Here is a 15,526-nt window from a genome sequence, read left to right as displayed (position 1 = left end):
TTATGGTATCCTCCTAAATATAGTTATACGCAAAAGGATTTCAAGCAGAAGAGCCAGCACAGCCACTACAGCAAAAGGCTGATACGCCTCATAGCGCTTACTGAACTTCTTCACATTAAGTTTGCTTTTCTCCAATTGGTCAATTTCCTTATATATATTACGCAACTCTTTCGTATTTGTGGCACGGTAGAAGTCACCCTCGGTGGCACTAGCTATCTGACTTAAAGTCTTAGTATCAATCTCAACGGGAATGTTTACATATTGCACACCACCGGCAACAGGCATAGGATATGGTGCTACCTTGTTAGTACCTACGCCAATAGTATAGACTCGGATACCCATACTCTTTGCGATTTCGGCGGCCGTCATTGGCGAAATGTCGCCACGATTATTACTACCATCGGTAAGCAGAATAACGACCTTGCTTTTAGCCTTGGAATCTTTCAAACGACTGACAGCGTTAGCCAACCCCATACCAATAGCCGTTCCATCTTCTATCAAGCCACGGGCGGCAATATCAGTACGTACATTCTGTAGCAGATTCAACAATGAGGCATGATCAGTAGTCATAGGGCACTGAGTAAACGACTCGCCAGCGAAGATAACAAGACCTATATTATCGTTCGGACGTCCAATGACAAACTCTGATGCGACTTGCTTTGCCGCCTCGATACGATTGGGACGAAGGTCTTCTGCCAGCATACTGGTAGACACATCCATTGCCAGCATGATATCAATACCTTCAATCGTCTGACTCTTCCACGAGTTCTGTGTCTGAGGACGGGCTAATACGAAGACTATCATAGTAAATGCCAGCAGACGAAGCAGCAAAGAAAGAGGCATAAGTCTCACCTTCCAGCTCTTAGGAGCATATCGGAAGGCAAATGTATCGCTCATACGCATCGTCGGCTCCGTTTTCTTTCTATACATCACATACCATATTATATAGGGTATGAGAAGCAGAAGCAGCAACAGATATTCTTTATTGGCAAATTCCATTCTTACTTTTTTACCTTTAGTTCAACAACAGATAAAGCGTATATACCACATAAGCAAACAGCGACAGACATACTACAGAAATAGCAACAATCACTGATTTCAGAATGCGACGCGCCTTCTGAGAACGCTGGTCTTCTTCTGACAGTTGTGGCATTACGGTCTCTTCCACAGGCTCATTCTCCAATTTTGTCTGATTAATGAAGTCAATGGCATTGACGAGGTTCATATCGTTCTCATTGATAAGTGTAGAATACTTAGCAAACTTCACCAAGTCGGCTGTCAGGAACAGATGACGGAGTTCACTCAGGGCTGTATCGTCTTGTGTTGCCGTGAGTTTGGCTATAATCTCACTGCTGGTCATCTCCATTGCATTGAAACCATATCGTTCCTGTATATACTTACGCAGCGTATCGGTAAGTTTAGTATAATACTCTTTGGAGTTTTCTGATGCAACCATCTTATCAGCTTTAATCTGTTCAATTTCCTGCATAGCTTTCTGATGAGGCAATAGGCGTTTCACGATACGGATATGTGTGATAATCGGTTTGTTGTCACGCATGCGGAGATACAAATAATAGCAAAGGGCCATAAGCACCAGCATGAGCACACTAAGCCAGAAAGACAGACTCCAATCACTCCATTGGAAAGGATTGTCCTGTACGTCCTTAGGACCAAAGAACTGATCCACATTCGTAGTATCAACCTCAAAGGTAAGCACCTTTAAAGCCAGACTTTTACTCTTATATGACTGGCCGTCAATCTTGACAGTCAATGGCGGCAAGTAATATAGGGTATCATCGAAAGAGGTCAACGTGTAGATTACCGACTTCGATACATAACCATTGTCTGCTTCTTGCTGTTCCATTTCCTTGGTATCAAGTACCTCGACACCAGGAGTGATATACTGCAAGGGCTTGAACTGAGGGAATTCTACTTTCGACTGATTCTTGGCAACAGCCGTAAGAGTGACGTGTGCCTGCTGCCCCACAAATATCTGAATAGAGTCAATCGACGCCTCTACTGAAACTTGTGCTGACAACCGCAAAGCACTCGTAATAAGTATGATAAGAGAGAAAAACTTCTTCATCAACTTCTCTGTTTAAACAACATCATTAACGACTTTACAAAATCCTCGTTTGTTGCAATACTGACATTGTCAACATTACTCTTATTGAAAGTCTCTATCAAATCAGACTGGCGGTTTTGCCAATAACGTTGATATGCCTGACGCAACCGTTTAGACCCTGTATCAACATACTGTTCGAAACCGGTTTCAGCATCTACCACCTTCATCAATCCCACATCAGGCAGTTCCTTAGCTCTCTGGTCATAAACCTGAATGGCCACAACATCATGCTTACGGTTGGCAATCTGAAGTGACTGCTGAAAGTCGTTACGAGTATAGAAGTCGCTGAGTATAAAAGCTGTCGTACGACGCTTCTGCACACTTGACAGGAATTCAACAGCCTGCTTCACGTCAGTTCGCTTAGACTCTGGCTGGAAGTCAAGCATCTCACGGATAATATAGAGAATATGCTTACGGCCTTTCTTTGGCGGTATGTATTTCTCAATCTTATCTGAGAAGAAAATGACACCAATCTTATCATTATTCTGAATAGCACTGAATGCGATTGTAGCGGCAATCTCAGTCACCATGTCGCGTTTCATCTGCTTCTGTGTTCCGAAATCTAGCGAACCGCTGACATCAATGAGCAGCATCACGGTCAACTCTCGTTCCTCTTCAAACACCTTAACGTATGGGCGATGGAAACGGGCTGTGACATTCCAATCAATATCACGCACGTCATCACCAAACTGATATTCGCGCACTTCGCTGAAGGCCATACCCCTGCCTTTGAAAGCCGAATGGTATTGGCCTGCAAAGATATTGGAACTCAGACCACGGGTCTTTATTTCAATCTTACGGACTTTCTTGATAATCTCACTGGTTTCCATCAAGGTACTTCAACCTTATTGATTATCTTTGAAACAATCTCTTCACTCGTGATATTACTTGCCTCTGCCTCATAAGTAAGACCTATACGATGGCGCAGCACATCATGAGCCACAGCACGAACATCCTCAGGAACCACATAACCACGACGCTTAATGAAAGCATAAGCGCGAGCGGCCTTTGCCAGATTGATACTTGCACGAGGCGATCCTCCGAACGAGATCATGTCCTTCAAATCCTTCAAGCCATAACGCTCAGGATAACGGGTAGCGAATACGATGTCGGCAATATACTGCTCAATCTTCTCGTCAATATAGACTTCGCGAACAACAGAACGTGCCTTCAGAATCTCGTCGGCAGTAGTTACAGGAGTAACCTCAGGCATCTCGCCAGCAATGTTTTCACGAATAATCTTCTTCTCCTCTTCCAATGAGGGGTAGTCAATAACTACCTTGAGCATAAAACGGTCAACCTGCGCTTCAGGCAGTGGATATGTACCTTCCTGCTCAATAGGATTCTGAGTAGCCATTACCAAGAAAGGATTCGGCAGTTGGAATGTCTGACTGCCAATAGTCACCTGCTTTTCCTGCATCGCCTCAAGCAGTGCGCTCTGAACTTTAGCCGGAGCACGGTTTATTTCATCTGCCAAAACAAAATTGGCAAATACAGGACCTTTCTTCACCTGAAACTTCTCATCTTTCTGAGAATAGATCATTGTACCTATCACATCGGCAGGAAGAAGGTCGGGAGTAAACTGAATACGACTATAGTCAGAATCTATCAGCTGTGAAAGCGTCTTGATGGCCAAGGTCTTAGCCAAACCAGGAACACCTTCAAGCAGAATATGTCCGTCACTCAGTAAACCTATCAGAAGTGAATCTACAAGATGCTTCTGACCCACAATGACACGGTCCATACCGGTCACAAGATTTGTAACAAATGCGCTTTGTTGTTCAATCCGAATATTCAACTCTCGGATGTCAATAGCTTCTGCCATAATATTTTCTCTTTTTATTGTTTTCTAAATCTGAGCGCAAAAGTAGTGAAATAATAGGATTTTCTCACTATTTGCCTGTCTAAATAATATTAAAAAAGTTTCCCAAAACCTAAGTTTTAAGAAACTTTTTCATTATTCAGCCTTTTAATTGCTTGTTTGAGCCGATTTTTTCTTCTTATGCTCCAGTTTGGGAATCTTGATCTCCTGTCCAGCCTTCAATGGAGAAGATGCAGTAAGATCATTATAAACCTCAACATAGCAATCCATATCCGGCCCCAGATAGCGGCGAGAGATCTGGGCAAGCGTCTCACCTTCTTTTACCTTCACAACCTGAGCAGTACCAGCAATGCGCCATGCACCCGTACGGACTCTAACGTCTTTTTGCTGATATTTGTCCAAAGCAGGTTTTGCTGCAGTTTCTGCAGGTTTGACTGCGGGTTCTACAGGCTTTACAACAGGAGCAGGCTGAGACTTTCCTTCTTCAGCAGGCTGAGTTGGAGTAACATCTGCAACAACAGGCTCAGCTACTACTGAGTCAATCTCTACCGAATCAACAGTTTCTATCGCAAGAGCGACCTCAGCCTCTTCTGGTTTTATAACCTCCTGTTTCTCTATTATCTTCTTAAGTTCTGCATATGGGAAGTAATTGCCAATCACATAACCTCCAACAAGTCCAAGCAATAATGCCAATATTCCTATCAGCCATTTCTTTCCATTTGAAGATTTCTCTTCTTCATATTCTATTTCCTCTTCTTCCTCCTCTGTAGGAAGCTCTTCCTCTGCAGGAACCTCTTCCTCAACAGAATTTTCAGTTTCAAAAGGAACATCTGCCTCAGACTCATATTTTACAACTTGCTCTGGTTCAACGACAGATTCAGGTTCTGGCTCAATAATAGTCTCAGGTTCAGCAACAACTTCCTGTTCAGGCTCAACCTCAGGCACTGGTTCAGGTTCGGGTTCTGGCACGACTTCAACCTCTGGCTCAGGCTCGGGCTCTGGTTCGGGCTCAACTTCAACTTCGGGCTCGGGCTCAGGCTCGGGTTCAGGCTCGGGTTCAGGTTGGGGCTCAGGTTGGGGCTCTGAAACTACAACAGGTTCAATCACCCATTCAGGAATATCCTCTTCCTCCTCGTCCACAAAATCAACCAATGGCATTGCGGTAGATTCCTCTGTTGCGTGGGCAACCTCAGGGGCTTGCTCAACCTCCGGCTCAGATTCAATCTCTGGTTCTGATTGAGGCTCTGTCACCTTCCCAACCTCCGGTTCTGGTTCTACGGTCTCATTTTCCGGGACATCTTCAAAATCGACACCTTCGTTCAATACAACCGTTTCAAACTGAGAGAATGGCTTATTTACCAACTCTTTCATCAACGCATCAGGCGTGAAGGTTATCTTATTATGACCTTCTATCAACACACGCTCGCCAGTATTGACATTGACACTCTCACGCGCATCCACATCAATAATCTTAAACGTGCCCAAGCCTTTTATCTTAACGATTTTATCTTGCTCCAGTGAACGTTGAATCACATCAAACATCTTTGAAACAAAAGATGTCGCATCATTTTTATTCAAGCCATATCGCTTTGACAAAACTGCTGCCAGTTCCAATATAGAAATCTTTCCCATCACTCGCCTCCTCCATTCTTTACACGTTCTTTCCAGCTAACATTAGGCTTAAAGTTCAACACCAGTTTTGGTGGAACAAGCATGCGTTGACCTGTTGAGGGGTTCACCATAACACGCTCCAGCTTCTTCTTCACCTCAAAAGTCCCGAAAGAGGGAATGACCACAGTATCATCTTCTTGGAAATGATCCCCCATTGCCTCGACAATACTGTTAACAAACCGCTGGGTATCCTCTGTCGAGTAACCCGTCTGTTGCGCCAGTTCTGCGATAAAGTCCTTATTATTCATATATTAATGTTGATGGTTGTTCCGTATAAATCAAATTCCTCTGAGTCTGTGATGCGTACGTCATAGAACTCACCTGTTTTCAACTGCTGATCTGATACAGGTATCAGCACCTCAGGATCAACTTCTGGCGAACAGAACTCTGTACGCCCTACATAATAGTCTCCCTCTTTGCGGTCAATTATGACTTTCATCACTTTGCCCACTTTCTCTGCTTCCAAATCTGCGCTGATATTTTGCTGTATCCGCATAATCTTGTCGAGACGAGACTGCTTGACATCTTCTGGCACATCATCCTTGAAGTGCTTTTCAGAATAGGTACCCTCTTCTTCGGAATAAGCAAAGGCGCCCATACGCTCAAAACGAGCCCACTTCACAAACTCTTTCAGTTCCTCAAAATCTTCATCTGTCTCACCGGGGAAACCAACCATCAGTGTAGTTCTGATATGGATACCAGGCACTTCCCTACGCATACGCTCTATCAGTTCATAAGTCTCTGCCTTCGTCACATGGCGCTGCATACGGGAGAGCATATGGTCAGAGACATGCTGGAGGGCAATATCGAGATACTTACATACATTCTTCTTCTCACGCATAACCCTAAGCAAATCCCAAGGGAAGTGAGCCGGATAAGCATAATGCAGACGAATCCACTCTACGCCAGGGATTTCGGCCATCTTCTCGATGAGTTCCGCTATGCGCTGTTTTCCATCTGTATCTACGCCATAGTAGGTCAGTTCCTGTGCTATCACCTGAAATTCTTTGGTACCCTCAGCAACCAACTGACGCACTTCCTCAAGTATTTCCTCCATAGGACGGCTTTGATGACGGCCTGTTATCAGTGGAATGGCACAATAAGCACAATGGCGATCACAACCCTCGCTGATTTTCAGATAAGCATAATGTCGAGGGGTCGTCACATGACGCCGTCCCTCACATACGGGCATAGTCTCTGACTGAAGATCAGCAACCAGTTGGCGATAGTTGAACTTTCCATAGTATTTATCTACCTCAGGTAGTTCCTTCTCCAGTTCTGCCAGATAACGCTCCGACAGACATCCCATCACAAAGAGTTTCTTAATGCGTCCTTCTTTCTTAGCCTCTGCCAATTCTAATATCGTATTGATACTCTCCTCCTTTGCATCATTGATGAAGCCACAAGTGTTCACCACAACTATTTCACCTTGCGGGTCTTCACTATCGTGTGTACAATGATAGCCGTTGGCCTCGAAGAGTCCCATCAGCGTTTCCGAATCAACCAGATTCTTCGAACACCCCATTGTAATGATATCAACCGTTTTCTTCATTCCGGTAACTTCCCACTATTCACTTTGAAAAAGCGAATCTACGAACTGTCGCTTGTTAAACAATTGCAGATCTTCCATTCCCTCGCCAAGGCCAATGTACTTTACAGGCACCTTCAACTGGTCGGAGATACCAATCACCACACCACCTTTTGCCGTTCCATCAAGCTTGGTAATAGCCAGACTCGTAATCTGAGTGACAGCAGCAAACTGCTTGGCCTGTTCAAAGGCATTCTGACCAGTAGAACCGTCGAGTACGAGCATCACTTCATCAGGAGCTTCAGGCAGGACCTTCTTCATCACCTCTTTGATTTTCTTCAACTCGTTCATCAGGCCCACCTTATTATGTAATCTGCCTGCCGTATCTATCAAAACCACATCAGCACCATTAGCCTTCGCACTTGAAAGTGTGTCAAACGCCACACTGGCAGGATCACTACCCATCTGCTGCTTAATCACAGGTACGCCTACCCTCTCGCCCCATATACAGAGCTGTTCAACAGCGGCAGCACGGAAGGTGTCAGCGGCACCTAGGTATACTTTCTTACCTGCCTGTTTAAACTGCCAGGCCAACTTGCCTATAGTTGTAGTCTTGCCTACGCCATTCACGCCAACAACGAGGATAACATAAGGCTTGTGATCGCTGGGCAGATCCCAATTATCATTGTCTTCAGTATTGTTTTCAGCCAACAGTTCTGCTATTTCATCTCGAAGGATTGCGTTCAATTCCGACGTGCTGACATACTTGTCTCTTGCCACGCGTTCCTCAATACGTTCAATAATCTTCAGCGTTGTGTCAACACCCACATCACTTGTAATCAGAACCTCTTCCAAATTGTCAAGCACGTCATCGTCGACCTTCGACTTTCCTGCCACCGCACGCGTCAGTTTATCAAACACACTTGTCTTTGTCTTCTCCAGCCCCTTGTCAAGTGTTTCTTTCTTATTCTTATTAAAAAGACCAAAAATTCCCATATTGCAATATATTACGAGTGCAAAGATACAAAAAAAACGATGAAACCGCAAAAAAAGAGGCCGCAAATTAACTTGCGACCTCTTATTTTTATCTAAATAATAGGAATTAGTTCTTAAAAAAGTCCTTAACGGCCTCGTTGGGAACCATCTGCTCATCAAAGATGTAAGCACCAGTCTTAGGGCTCTTAACCATCTTGATTACCTTTGTGTAAGCGCGACCATCCTTTGAGCCTTCATGGAGGGTTGCGACGGTTTTCTTTGCCATACTTCAGTCGTATTATTTAATTTCCTTGTGAAGAGTCATCTTCTTCAGGATGGGGTTATACTTCATCAGTTCCATACGCTCAGGCGTATTCTTGCGGTTCTTTGTAGTCACGTAACGGCTTGTACCAGGCATGCCACTGTTCTTGTGCTCAGTGCACTCCAGGATCACCTGAACGCGATTACCTTTTGCTTTCTTACTTGCCATCTCTTAATCTCCTATCACTTTAATATCCTTCCAGTCCACATAACCCTTGGCAACAGCCTGCTTCAGGGCAGCGTCCAGACCTACCTTGTTAATCATGCGAAGACCAGCTGCGCTAATCTTCAACTGAATCCAGCAACCTTCCTCTACATAGTAGAACTTCTTGCTGAAGAGGTTTACGTCAAAGCTTCTCTTTGTATGGTGCTTTGAGTGAGACACATTGCAACCTATCTGTGCCTTCTTTCCTGTAATTTGACAAATCTTAGACATTTCTATCTACTTTTTACTTGTGATTTACACTTACTTATTCCAAACAGGGTGCAAAGGTACGCATTTTAATTGAAATTCAATGATTTGCGTAAAACTAAAGACTAAGAATTAGCATTTTTTAACCTTCACGTACGGGACGGGGCTCATTTTCTTCCTTCAAGAAGTTCAAAAACAAGTCCATAACCGTATTGGTTGCAATGGCCAGATTGATGTCGCGACCATGATCTTCTTCCACCTTCAGAGTCACAACCCTATCCAGACTACCGCATGCCAGCCATATAGTACCAACAGGGATATCTTTCGTACCACCGGTAGGACCTGCAAAGCCCGTTGCGGCAATGGCGTAATTTGTATTCAGAGCCTTGCATGCCCCTTTTACCATAGCCACCGCAACTTCCTCACATACAGCGGTTTTCTCTTCGAGCAGCAGATGATCCACACCTAGCAAACTCTCCTTGATTTCGTCTACATACGAGACGATACCACCCTTGAAATACTTCGAGGCACCAGGCACGGAGATAATTGCCTCGGCAATACGACCGCCAGTACAACTTTCTGCAGTACCGACCGTCTTTTCAGTATCCCAAAGAATCTCACTGATTTCCCTACTCGTTATCTTACTTTCAAAATCCATATCTAGTTATTTAAATGTTACCTTTGAAAAAGCCGGAGCGTCAATAGCACAGAACTCCCCGTCCAAATACTTATAATGCCCCACAATGCCAATCATAGCTGCATTATCAGTGGTATAGCTGAACTTCGGAATATAAATGGTCCATCCATAGCGCTTTTCTGCGTCATAGAAAGCATTACGAAGTCCGTTGTTAGCACTCACGCCACCAGCAACAGCCACATGCTTGATACCCGTCTGCTTGACGGCTTTCTTCAGTTTCTTCATCAGAATGTCCACTATCGTCCACTCCAACGAGGCAGCAATATCCTCCTTGTGATGTTCGATAAAGTCTGGATCATCTTTCACCCATTTCTGCATAGAATAGAGAAATGACGTCTTCAATCCGGAAAAGCTATAGTCGAGATTGGGAATATTAGGCTCAGCAAACTGATAAGCTTTCGGATTACCCTGACGCGCCAGACGGTCGATAATCGGGCCTCCAGGATATCCCAGCCCCATCACTTTCGAGCATTTATCGATAGCCTCGCCAGCTGCGTCATCAATCGTCTGTCCCAAAACCTCCATATCATTATAGGCATTCACTTTCACTATCTGTGAATTACCTCCGCTTACCAACAGACACAGGAACGGTAACGGCGGTTGATGCATGTCGTCTTCCGATTCCTTGATAAAGTGCGCCATCACGTGCCCCTGCAGATGATTTACGTCAATCAGAGGAATTCCCAGCGATCTGGCAAAGCCCTTTGCGAAACTAACACCCACCAACAGTGAGCCCATTAGTCCAGGACCACGTGTGAAAGCAACAGCCGTCAGTTGTTCTTTCGTAATGCCAGCCTTCTTGATGGCCTGGTCCACCACAGGCACCACATTCTGCTGGTGCGCCCGCGATGCCAGTTCGGGCACAACGCCGCCATAGGCCTCATGCACAGCCTGAGAAGCCGTGACGTTCGACAGCAGCACACCATTCTTCAGAACAGCAGCCGACGTATCGTCGCAACTCGACTCTATACCTAATATATATATATCAGACATTTTACCTCTTCACCTTTTTAATACGTCAATATCTCTACGCCATGTTCTGTCATCACCAGCGTGTGCTCCCATTGAGCGCTCGGTTTCTCGTCTTCAGTGATAACCTCCCATCCATACGGATCGTCAGCGTCGATAAACACTCTCCAAGTACCCATATTGATCATCGGCTCAATGGTAAACACCATACCAGGCACAAGCAGCATACCCGTACCACGATGACCATAATGGTTCACATCGGGCTCCTCATGGAATTTCAGTCCGACCCCATGACCAGCCAGATCTCTCACGATGCCATAACCGTATTTCTTACAGTGTTTCTCTATCGCATGACCAATATCGCCTACAAACCCATACGGCTTAGCGGCCTCCATACCTATCTCCAGGCACTCTTTTGCCACACGAACCAGCTGTTCCTTCTCTGGTGTCGTCTTGCCGATAATAAACATACGGCTGGCATCAGCATAATAGCCGTCGAGAATCGTCGTAAAGTCAACATTGATGATATCACCCTCTTCAAGCACATCTTCTTCCTTAGGGATACCATGACACACCACCTCGTTGATCGAAGTGCATACCGACATCGGGAATCCTTCATAGTTCAGACAGGCGGGAACTGCTCCGTGTTCTTCGCAGTATGTTCTGCATATCTGGTCAATCTCCAGTGTCGACATGCCAGCATGAATCTGCTTGGCCACTTCATCGAGCACCCCTGTATTAATGACACCCGCCTTACGGATGCCCTCTATCTGTTCAGGAGTCTTTATCAGGTCGCGAGTCGGCACCAACTTACCTTTATTCTCCCAATACATAATGGTCTTGTCCATCTCCGTGGGTTCCAGTCCCGACAGACAATGCCATCTTCTTTTCTTACTAAACGCGTTCATTTACTTTAAAATATATATACCAAAGCAGCGGACTCCTTTCGAAATCCGCTGCAAAGTTACGATTAATCAAGCTAAAAACCAAATTTATTTTGCATTTCTTATAATTCTCTTGGGCTTCTCAACCGTCGTTGTGCTGTCAACTCCTGCTCCGCGAGTGCGGCTCCAGTAGTAATCATAATCCCAACTGTCGTAACCCCAGCGATAGTTGTCATAGTACGGACGACTTACGTTGTAGAGCTCAAAGTCTACGTTCGTGCCGTTGTCGTAGATATAACCACTGAAGCGGTCTGCGTTCAGACGGTAGTCACGTATTTCCATTGAGGTTCCCTCTTCTACGAAGTAAATATAGATGGTCCCGAAGTCAACGCGCCAGTCGATATGATTAGCCACATAGTCCCAAGGGGCTTTGCTATAGTAGTCAACCCAATAGCCAGAACCGCTAGAATAAGTACGTGGATCCTTCAAGAATGTAATCTCTGAATAGGTAGCGTCGTAATATCTGCCATCCCACTCTGAAGAGATATACATATTTCCCTTCCAAGTACCCTCAAGGGTGTAAGCGATAGCCTCGTCCTCTTCGCAAGAGGTCAGCGACATTGTCATAAGTCCCATCATCGCCATCATCAGCATTGTGTACATCTTCTTCATAACTTTACCCTTTCCTATCTTTAAGTTAAACTTCATGTTGTTTTTTATTTATTATTTCTGCTGCAAAGGTAAGGCTATCCCGAATATTCTGCAAGTGAAAAATCCTAAACAATGATGGGGATTTCCCTAAACGTGTTGGAGAAATCCCCATCCATTGTTCGTCAATCGTAAGGAAACTATGGGTTTCATTACGACAAACCTAGAGTTTCATTACGACAAACCTAGAGTTTCATTACGACAAACTTAAGGTTTCATTACGACAAACTTAAGGTCTTTTCAGATTATAGGAAAAGCCGCCCTGCAACAACAGAGCGGCTTAACTTTTGCTGACATATAGTCTCTTTTATTTCTTTTCCTCTACAGGTACTTTGTATTTGTCGCCTGTCAGCTTGAGAAGTTCCTTGGCATAGGACTCTGGGTAGCCAGGACGCTTCACACGGGCACCGTTGCCATAGGGCGAACGCTCGAAGGTACCGTTCTTATCGGTGGGTTTCACGGCCATGTCGTTGTACTTCACAATCAGGAAGAAAGCCAACTGGCGCCAACGACTGATCATCTCGTCACCTTTCTGACAGCTATAGTCGGTGAGCAGTTTGATACGCTCGTCGGCAGTAGCGAGAGCCTTTGCCTTAGCTTCAATCTCGGGCTGAAGACGGTCGTATGAGGCATCGAGCGAGTCGCGAACCTCCTTCAGCGACGGGAACATCATGGAGTAACGAGGATAGATCATGTTACTAACCCAGTTGCACACCCAGAAAGCATTATCGATAGAGAATGTCACATCGTCGGCTCCTTCACCAGAGAAACATTTAGGCACTGTGGTGATACATGAATACATAGGCGTATAGGCTACCATGTTACCATCGTCGTTGCCAAACCAGAAGCAGCCACCGATCTCACGGGGCAACCATGAACGCATCTGAGAGATGAACGACCAGGCGGTCTGCTGGGTAGAGATGGGGCGTTCGTTGAAAACCTCAACGCCATCTACCTTATAAGAAAGAGGTGACGGACGGTAAGGCATCTCATAGATACCACCACCGATGTTGGTGTCGAGTGCAAACGGAGTGCCCTCATAGTGGTCGCGCATAGCATCGCGCAGATCCTGCATTCCGACTTTCTTGTTAGGGATAATCCAGAGGGGCATCTCTTTTGCCCCCTTCTCGATACCGGCGGCATAAGGCACGTAGGCAGAGAAATCGTCGCTGAAACGATTGAAGAAGCTCCATACGCGAGCCTCGCAGTAACGACGGCCAGAGAAATCGGGTTCGGCATAGGCTGCGTTATAGCTGAAGTCGGCATCCTTGCCATCGAACCAGCCCATGGTACGGGCGTAACTTACCACATTATCAGAGCATACCATCAGGTTGGGCACAGCCTTCTTACCATTCACAGGATATTTTTTCTGAAGATCCTTGATCTTGACCTGTACGTAACGGCCATCGAGAAATTTCGTGATACGGCTCTGGTTGGCATGAGCTGCGATAGCATCGTCTGGAATACGGACAGCTACCCACACGGTACGTTCCTTTGACTTCTCACGGTCAGGACCGCAGCCCATCATCTCGAGCATCCATGCCTCGTCCTTATCGGCTACAGAGAAGGTCTCACCCTCGGAGTAATATCCGTACTGCTCTACCAGCGATGTCATGATCTGAAGAGCCTCACGAGCTGTCTTAGCACGCTGCAGGGTAATATAGATGAGTGATCCATAGTCGACGATACCTGTTGAGTCGGCCATCTCATGACGCCCGCCAAAAGTAGTCTCACCAATCGTTACCTGCCACTCGTTGGAGTTGCCTATCACATTCCATGTCTCAGGCGCTTCTGCTATCTCGCCCAAATATTTATTGGTGTCCCACTCATACACCTTACGCATGTCACCAGCCTGATGCTTGGCGGCAGTATAGTGATAAAGTGGCATAAAAGCGCCATAGGAGTCGGCATTATAGGTTACAAACACTGAACCGTCAACACTGGCTTTCTTACCTACGATAAAATTAGTACAAGCAGCTGCACCGGCGCTCACCAGCACCAGGCCTGCCATCAGTAAAATCTTCTTCATATTTATGTTCAACAAGCTTTAAATGACATATCAAGACCCTTCACAGAGTGTGTCAGGGCTCCAACAGAGATAAAGTCGACACCCTGCTCAGCATAATCGCGGATGGTGTCGAAGGTAATACCACCACTCGACTCGGTCTCATAACGACCATTGATGATATCGACGGCTTTCTTCGTATCAGGTACACTGAAGTTGTCGAGCATGATACGGTCGACGCCACCATGATCGAGCACCTGCTGCAGCTCGTCGAACGAACGCACCTCAATCTCAATCTTCAGGTCGAGCCCTTTTTCCTTAAGATACTGATGACAGCGGTCAATAGCATTGACGATTCCCCCAGCGAAGTCGACATGGTTATCTTTGAGCAGAATCATATCGAAGAGTCCGATACGGTGATTACAACCACCACCGATCTTCACAGCCTGCTTCTCAAGCATACGCATGCCTGGCGTTGTCTTACGGGTGTCGAGCACACGGGTCTTAGTGCCCTTCAGATGCTGCACATACTTATCAGTCATCGTGGCGATGCCACTCATGCGCTGCATGATGTTGAGCATGAGTCGCTCTGTCTGGAGCAATGAGCGGACCTTACCTGTCACGATCATTGCGATGTCGCCTTTCTTCACACGTGTGCCATCTTGCATCAATACCTCAACTTTCATCTCGGGGTCAAAGCGACGGAACACTTCCTTAGCAATCTCTACGCCCGCCAGAATACCATCCTCCTTGATGAGCAGGTGACTCTTGCCCATCGCGTCTTCCGGAATACAGCAGAGCGTGGTATGGTCGCCATCACCGATATCTTCAGCAAATGACAGATCAATCAGTCTGTCTACCAATTCTTCTACACTTAACATATATCTTATTTATATTTTAAAAATACAATCCAAATCCGAGGCGGATACCGAAACCTGAATTATCGCTATTATCTGTACTGTACTCATAATACACTTCAGGTTCAAGCGTCAGTTTGCCTGTAAGGAAATAAGCATAACCCACATTCAGTTCAGGACGGAAGTCGTTCCAGTCGTCCCAGTGAAGATAGTTACCTGAAACACCAGCATAAATGCCACAACTCTCAAAATAATAACGAAGGCCTGCTCCTATTTTAAAGAAACTGGGCACATCAGTCTGAGCCTGCCAACCCAGCTGACCTGTTACCATCCAGTCGTCAATGAACAGATAACCGGCCTTTGCCTGCAAGTCGAACGTCCAGTCGGTATACTTATGCCAGCTGAGGTCGAAGCCTGATACAGAAGCACCCACATACCACTTGTCCTGAGAGAACACATTCTTATTATCGTTCAGATACTGTGCATTAGCACTTATTGCCATCATGAGGCCGATGGCCGCCATCATTAGTTTTCTCATATACATTTAATATT

General features: G+C 45.6%; 18 protein-coding genes. All 18 read right to left on the bottom strand.

Going from position 1 to position 15,526, the window contains the following annotated elements:
• The 18 genes from T325_RS07645 to T325_RS07565 all read right to left on the bottom strand — a co-directional run bounded on the left by T325_RS07645 (position 1) and on the right by T325_RS07565 (position 15,512).
• The gene (locus T325_RS07645) at positions 1 to 999 is read right to left on the bottom strand and encodes a vWA domain-containing protein (RefSeq protein ID WP_036912118.1); all 999 of its coding nucleotides are present in this window, start codon (positions 997 to 999) and stop codon (positions 1 to 3) included.
• A 16-nt stretch (positions 1,000 to 1,015) separates the two neighbouring features.
• The gene (locus T325_RS07640; RefSeq protein WP_036913515.1) at positions 1,016 to 2,086 is read right to left on the bottom strand and encodes a BatD family protein; all 1,071 of its coding nucleotides are present in this window, start codon (positions 2,084 to 2,086) and stop codon (positions 1,016 to 1,018) included.
• Positions 2,086 to 2,955, bottom strand: coding sequence for a DUF58 domain-containing protein (locus T325_RS07635; protein ID WP_036912115.1), 870 nt, complete (start codon positions 2,953 to 2,955; stop codon positions 2,086 to 2,088). Before T325_RS07635 ends, T325_RS07640 begins: the two co-directional genes overlap by 1 nt.
• Positions 2,955 to 3,950 carry an AAA family ATPase gene (locus T325_RS07630; protein ID WP_036912113.1) on the bottom strand — a complete coding sequence of 332 codons (996 nt, stop codon included), beginning with the start codon at positions 3,948 to 3,950 and terminating at the stop codon, positions 2,955 to 2,957. The genes T325_RS07635 and T325_RS07630 overlap by 1 nt, the downstream gene beginning before the upstream one ends.
• A gap of 144 nt (positions 3,951 to 4,094) precedes the next feature.
• The gene (locus tag T325_RS12400) at positions 4,095 to 5,579 is read right to left on the bottom strand and encodes an HU family DNA-binding protein (RefSeq protein ID WP_051949784.1); all 1,485 of its coding nucleotides are present in this window, start codon (positions 5,577 to 5,579) and stop codon (positions 4,095 to 4,097) included.
• Positions 5,579 to 5,866, bottom strand: coding sequence for an HU family DNA-binding protein (locus T325_RS07620; protein WP_036912110.1), 288 nt, complete (start codon positions 5,864 to 5,866; stop codon positions 5,579 to 5,581). The genes T325_RS12400 and T325_RS07620 overlap by 1 nt, the downstream gene beginning before the upstream one ends.
• Entirely contained in the window at positions 5,863 to 7,170 is a 1,308-nt protein-coding gene (gene rimO / locus T325_RS07615; protein ID WP_036912107.1) for a 30S ribosomal protein S12 methylthiotransferase RimO, read from the bottom strand. The genes T325_RS07620 and rimO overlap by 4 nt, the downstream gene beginning before the upstream one ends.
• A 15-nt stretch (positions 7,171 to 7,185) precedes the next feature.
• Positions 7,186 to 8,142, bottom strand: coding sequence for a signal recognition particle-docking protein FtsY (gene ftsY / locus T325_RS07610; RefSeq protein ID WP_036912105.1), 957 nt, complete (start codon positions 8,140 to 8,142; stop codon positions 7,186 to 7,188).
• Between the two features lie 106 nt (positions 8,143 to 8,248).
• Positions 8,249 to 8,407: a DUF4295 domain-containing protein gene (locus T325_RS12590; RefSeq protein ID WP_006950479.1), complete on the bottom strand. Its 159-nt coding sequence runs from the start codon at positions 8,405 to 8,407 to the stop codon at positions 8,249 to 8,251.
• A gap of 12 nt (positions 8,408 to 8,419) precedes the next feature.
• Positions 8,420 to 8,611 (bottom strand): 50S ribosomal protein L33, encoded by a 192-nt coding sequence (gene rpmG / locus T325_RS07605; RefSeq protein ID WP_028903476.1) that lies wholly within the window; start codon positions 8,609 to 8,611, stop codon positions 8,420 to 8,422.
• Positions 8,612 to 8,614: 3 nt separating this feature from the next.
• On the bottom strand, positions 8,615 to 8,878 hold the full coding sequence (rpmB, locus tag T325_RS07600) for a 50S ribosomal protein L28 (RefSeq protein ID WP_036912102.1): 264 nt from the start codon (positions 8,876 to 8,878) through the stop codon (positions 8,615 to 8,617).
• Between the two features lie 118 nt (positions 8,879 to 8,996).
• The gene (locus tag T325_RS07595) at positions 8,997 to 9,512 is read right to left on the bottom strand and encodes a CinA family protein (RefSeq protein ID WP_036912099.1); all 516 of its coding nucleotides are present in this window, start codon (positions 9,510 to 9,512) and stop codon (positions 8,997 to 8,999) included.
• Between the two features lie 6 nt (positions 9,513 to 9,518).
• Complete coding sequence (gene tsaD, locus T325_RS07590; RefSeq protein WP_036912096.1) at positions 9,519 to 10,544, bottom strand: tRNA (adenosine(37)-N6)-threonylcarbamoyltransferase complex transferase subunit TsaD; 1,026 nt, start codon at positions 10,542 to 10,544, stop codon at positions 9,519 to 9,521.
• A gap of 17 nt (positions 10,545 to 10,561) precedes the next feature.
• A complete protein-coding gene (gene map / locus T325_RS07585) occupies positions 10,562 to 11,428 on the bottom strand; it encodes a type I methionyl aminopeptidase (RefSeq protein ID WP_036912093.1) in 867 nt (288 codons plus the stop codon).
• A gap of 84 nt (positions 11,429 to 11,512) precedes the next feature.
• Positions 11,513 to 12,076 carry a hypothetical protein gene (locus T325_RS07580; protein ID WP_036913509.1) on the bottom strand — a complete coding sequence of 188 codons (564 nt, stop codon included), beginning with the start codon at positions 12,074 to 12,076 and terminating at the stop codon, positions 11,513 to 11,515.
• 343 nt (positions 12,077 to 12,419) lie between these two features.
• A complete protein-coding gene (locus T325_RS07575; RefSeq protein ID WP_036912090.1) occupies positions 12,420 to 14,141 on the bottom strand; it encodes a C69 family dipeptidase in 1,722 nt (573 codons plus the stop codon).
• Positions 14,142 to 14,149: 8 nt separating this feature from the next.
• On the bottom strand, positions 14,150 to 14,998 hold the full coding sequence (gene nadC / locus T325_RS07570) for a carboxylating nicotinate-nucleotide diphosphorylase (protein WP_036912088.1): 849 nt from the start codon (positions 14,996 to 14,998) through the stop codon (positions 14,150 to 14,152).
• Positions 14,999 to 15,014: 16 nt separating this feature from the next.
• Positions 15,015 to 15,512, bottom strand: a complete 498-nt coding sequence (locus tag T325_RS07565) for an outer membrane beta-barrel protein (protein ID WP_197051331.1) — start codon at positions 15,510 to 15,512, stop codon at positions 15,015 to 15,017.
• Positions 15,513 to 15,526 lie beyond the last annotated feature (14 nt).

The sequence above is a fragment of the Prevotella sp. FD3004 genome (assembly GCF_000746155.1).
Taxonomy (GTDB): Bacteria; Bacteroidota; Bacteroidia; order Bacteroidales; family Bacteroidaceae; genus Prevotella.
This window is presented reverse-complemented; position numbering and strand designations above follow the sequence as displayed.

Bases quoted from the DNA above. Each gene is read 5' to 3' on its own strand.
- T325_RS12400 (WP_051949784.1), bottom strand. From the start codon at position 5,579: ATGGGAAAGATTTCTATATTGGAACTGGCAGCAGTTTTGTCAAAGCGA.
- ftsY (WP_036912105.1), bottom strand. From the start codon at position 8,142: ATGGGAATTTTTGGTCTTTTTAATAAGAATAAGAAAGAAACACTTGAC.
- T325_RS07640 (WP_036913515.1), bottom strand. From the start codon at position 2,086: ATGAAGAAGTTTTTCTCTCTTATCATACTTATTACGAGTGCTTTGCGG.
- T325_RS12590 (WP_006950479.1), bottom strand. From the start codon at position 8,407: ATGGCAAAGAAAACCGTCGCAACCCTCCATGAAGGCTCAAAGGATGGT.
- T325_RS07595 (WP_036912099.1), bottom strand. From the start codon at position 9,512: ATGGATTTTGAAAGTAAGATAACGAGTAGGGAAATCAGTGAGATTCTT.
- rimO (WP_036912107.1), bottom strand. From the start codon at position 7,170: ATGAAGAAAACGGTTGATATCATTACAATGGGGTGTTCGAAGAATCTG.
- T325_RS07630 (WP_036912113.1), bottom strand. From the start codon at position 3,950: ATGGCAGAAGCTATTGACATCCGAGAGTTGAATATTCGGATTGAACAA.
- T325_RS07645 (WP_036912118.1), bottom strand. From the start codon at position 999: ATGGAATTTGCCAATAAAGAATATCTGTTGCTGCTTCTGCTTCTCATA.
- T325_RS07580 (WP_036913509.1), bottom strand. From the start codon at position 12,076: ATGAAGAAGATGTACACAATGCTGATGATGGCGATGATGGGACTTATG.
- map (WP_036912093.1), bottom strand. From the start codon at position 11,428: ATGAACGCGTTTAGTAAGAAAAGAAGATGGCATTGTCTGTCGGGACTG.
- T325_RS07565 (WP_197051331.1), bottom strand. From the start codon at position 15,512: ATGAGAAAACTAATGATGGCGGCCATCGGCCTCATGATGGCAATAAGT.
- T325_RS07635 (WP_036912115.1), bottom strand. From the start codon at position 2,955: ATGGAAACCAGTGAGATTATCAAGAAAGTCCGTAAGATTGAAATAAAG.
- rpmB (WP_036912102.1), bottom strand. From the start codon at position 8,878: ATGTCTAAGATTTGTCAAATTACAGGAAAGAAGGCACAGATAGGTTGC.
- tsaD (WP_036912096.1), bottom strand. From the start codon at position 10,544: ATGTCTGATATATATATATTAGGTATAGAGTCGAGTTGCGACGATACG.
- T325_RS07575 (WP_036912090.1), bottom strand. From the start codon at position 14,141: ATGAAGAAGATTTTACTGATGGCAGGCCTGGTGCTGGTGAGCGCCGGT.
- nadC (WP_036912088.1), bottom strand. From the start codon at position 14,998: ATGTTAAGTGTAGAAGAATTGGTAGACAGACTGATTGATCTGTCATTT.
- T325_RS07620 (WP_036912110.1), bottom strand. From the start codon at position 5,866: ATGAATAATAAGGACTTTATCGCAGAACTGGCGCAACAGACGGGTTAC.
- rpmG (WP_028903476.1), bottom strand. From the start codon at position 8,611: ATGGCAAGTAAGAAAGCAAAAGGTAATCGCGTTCAGGTGATCCTGGAG.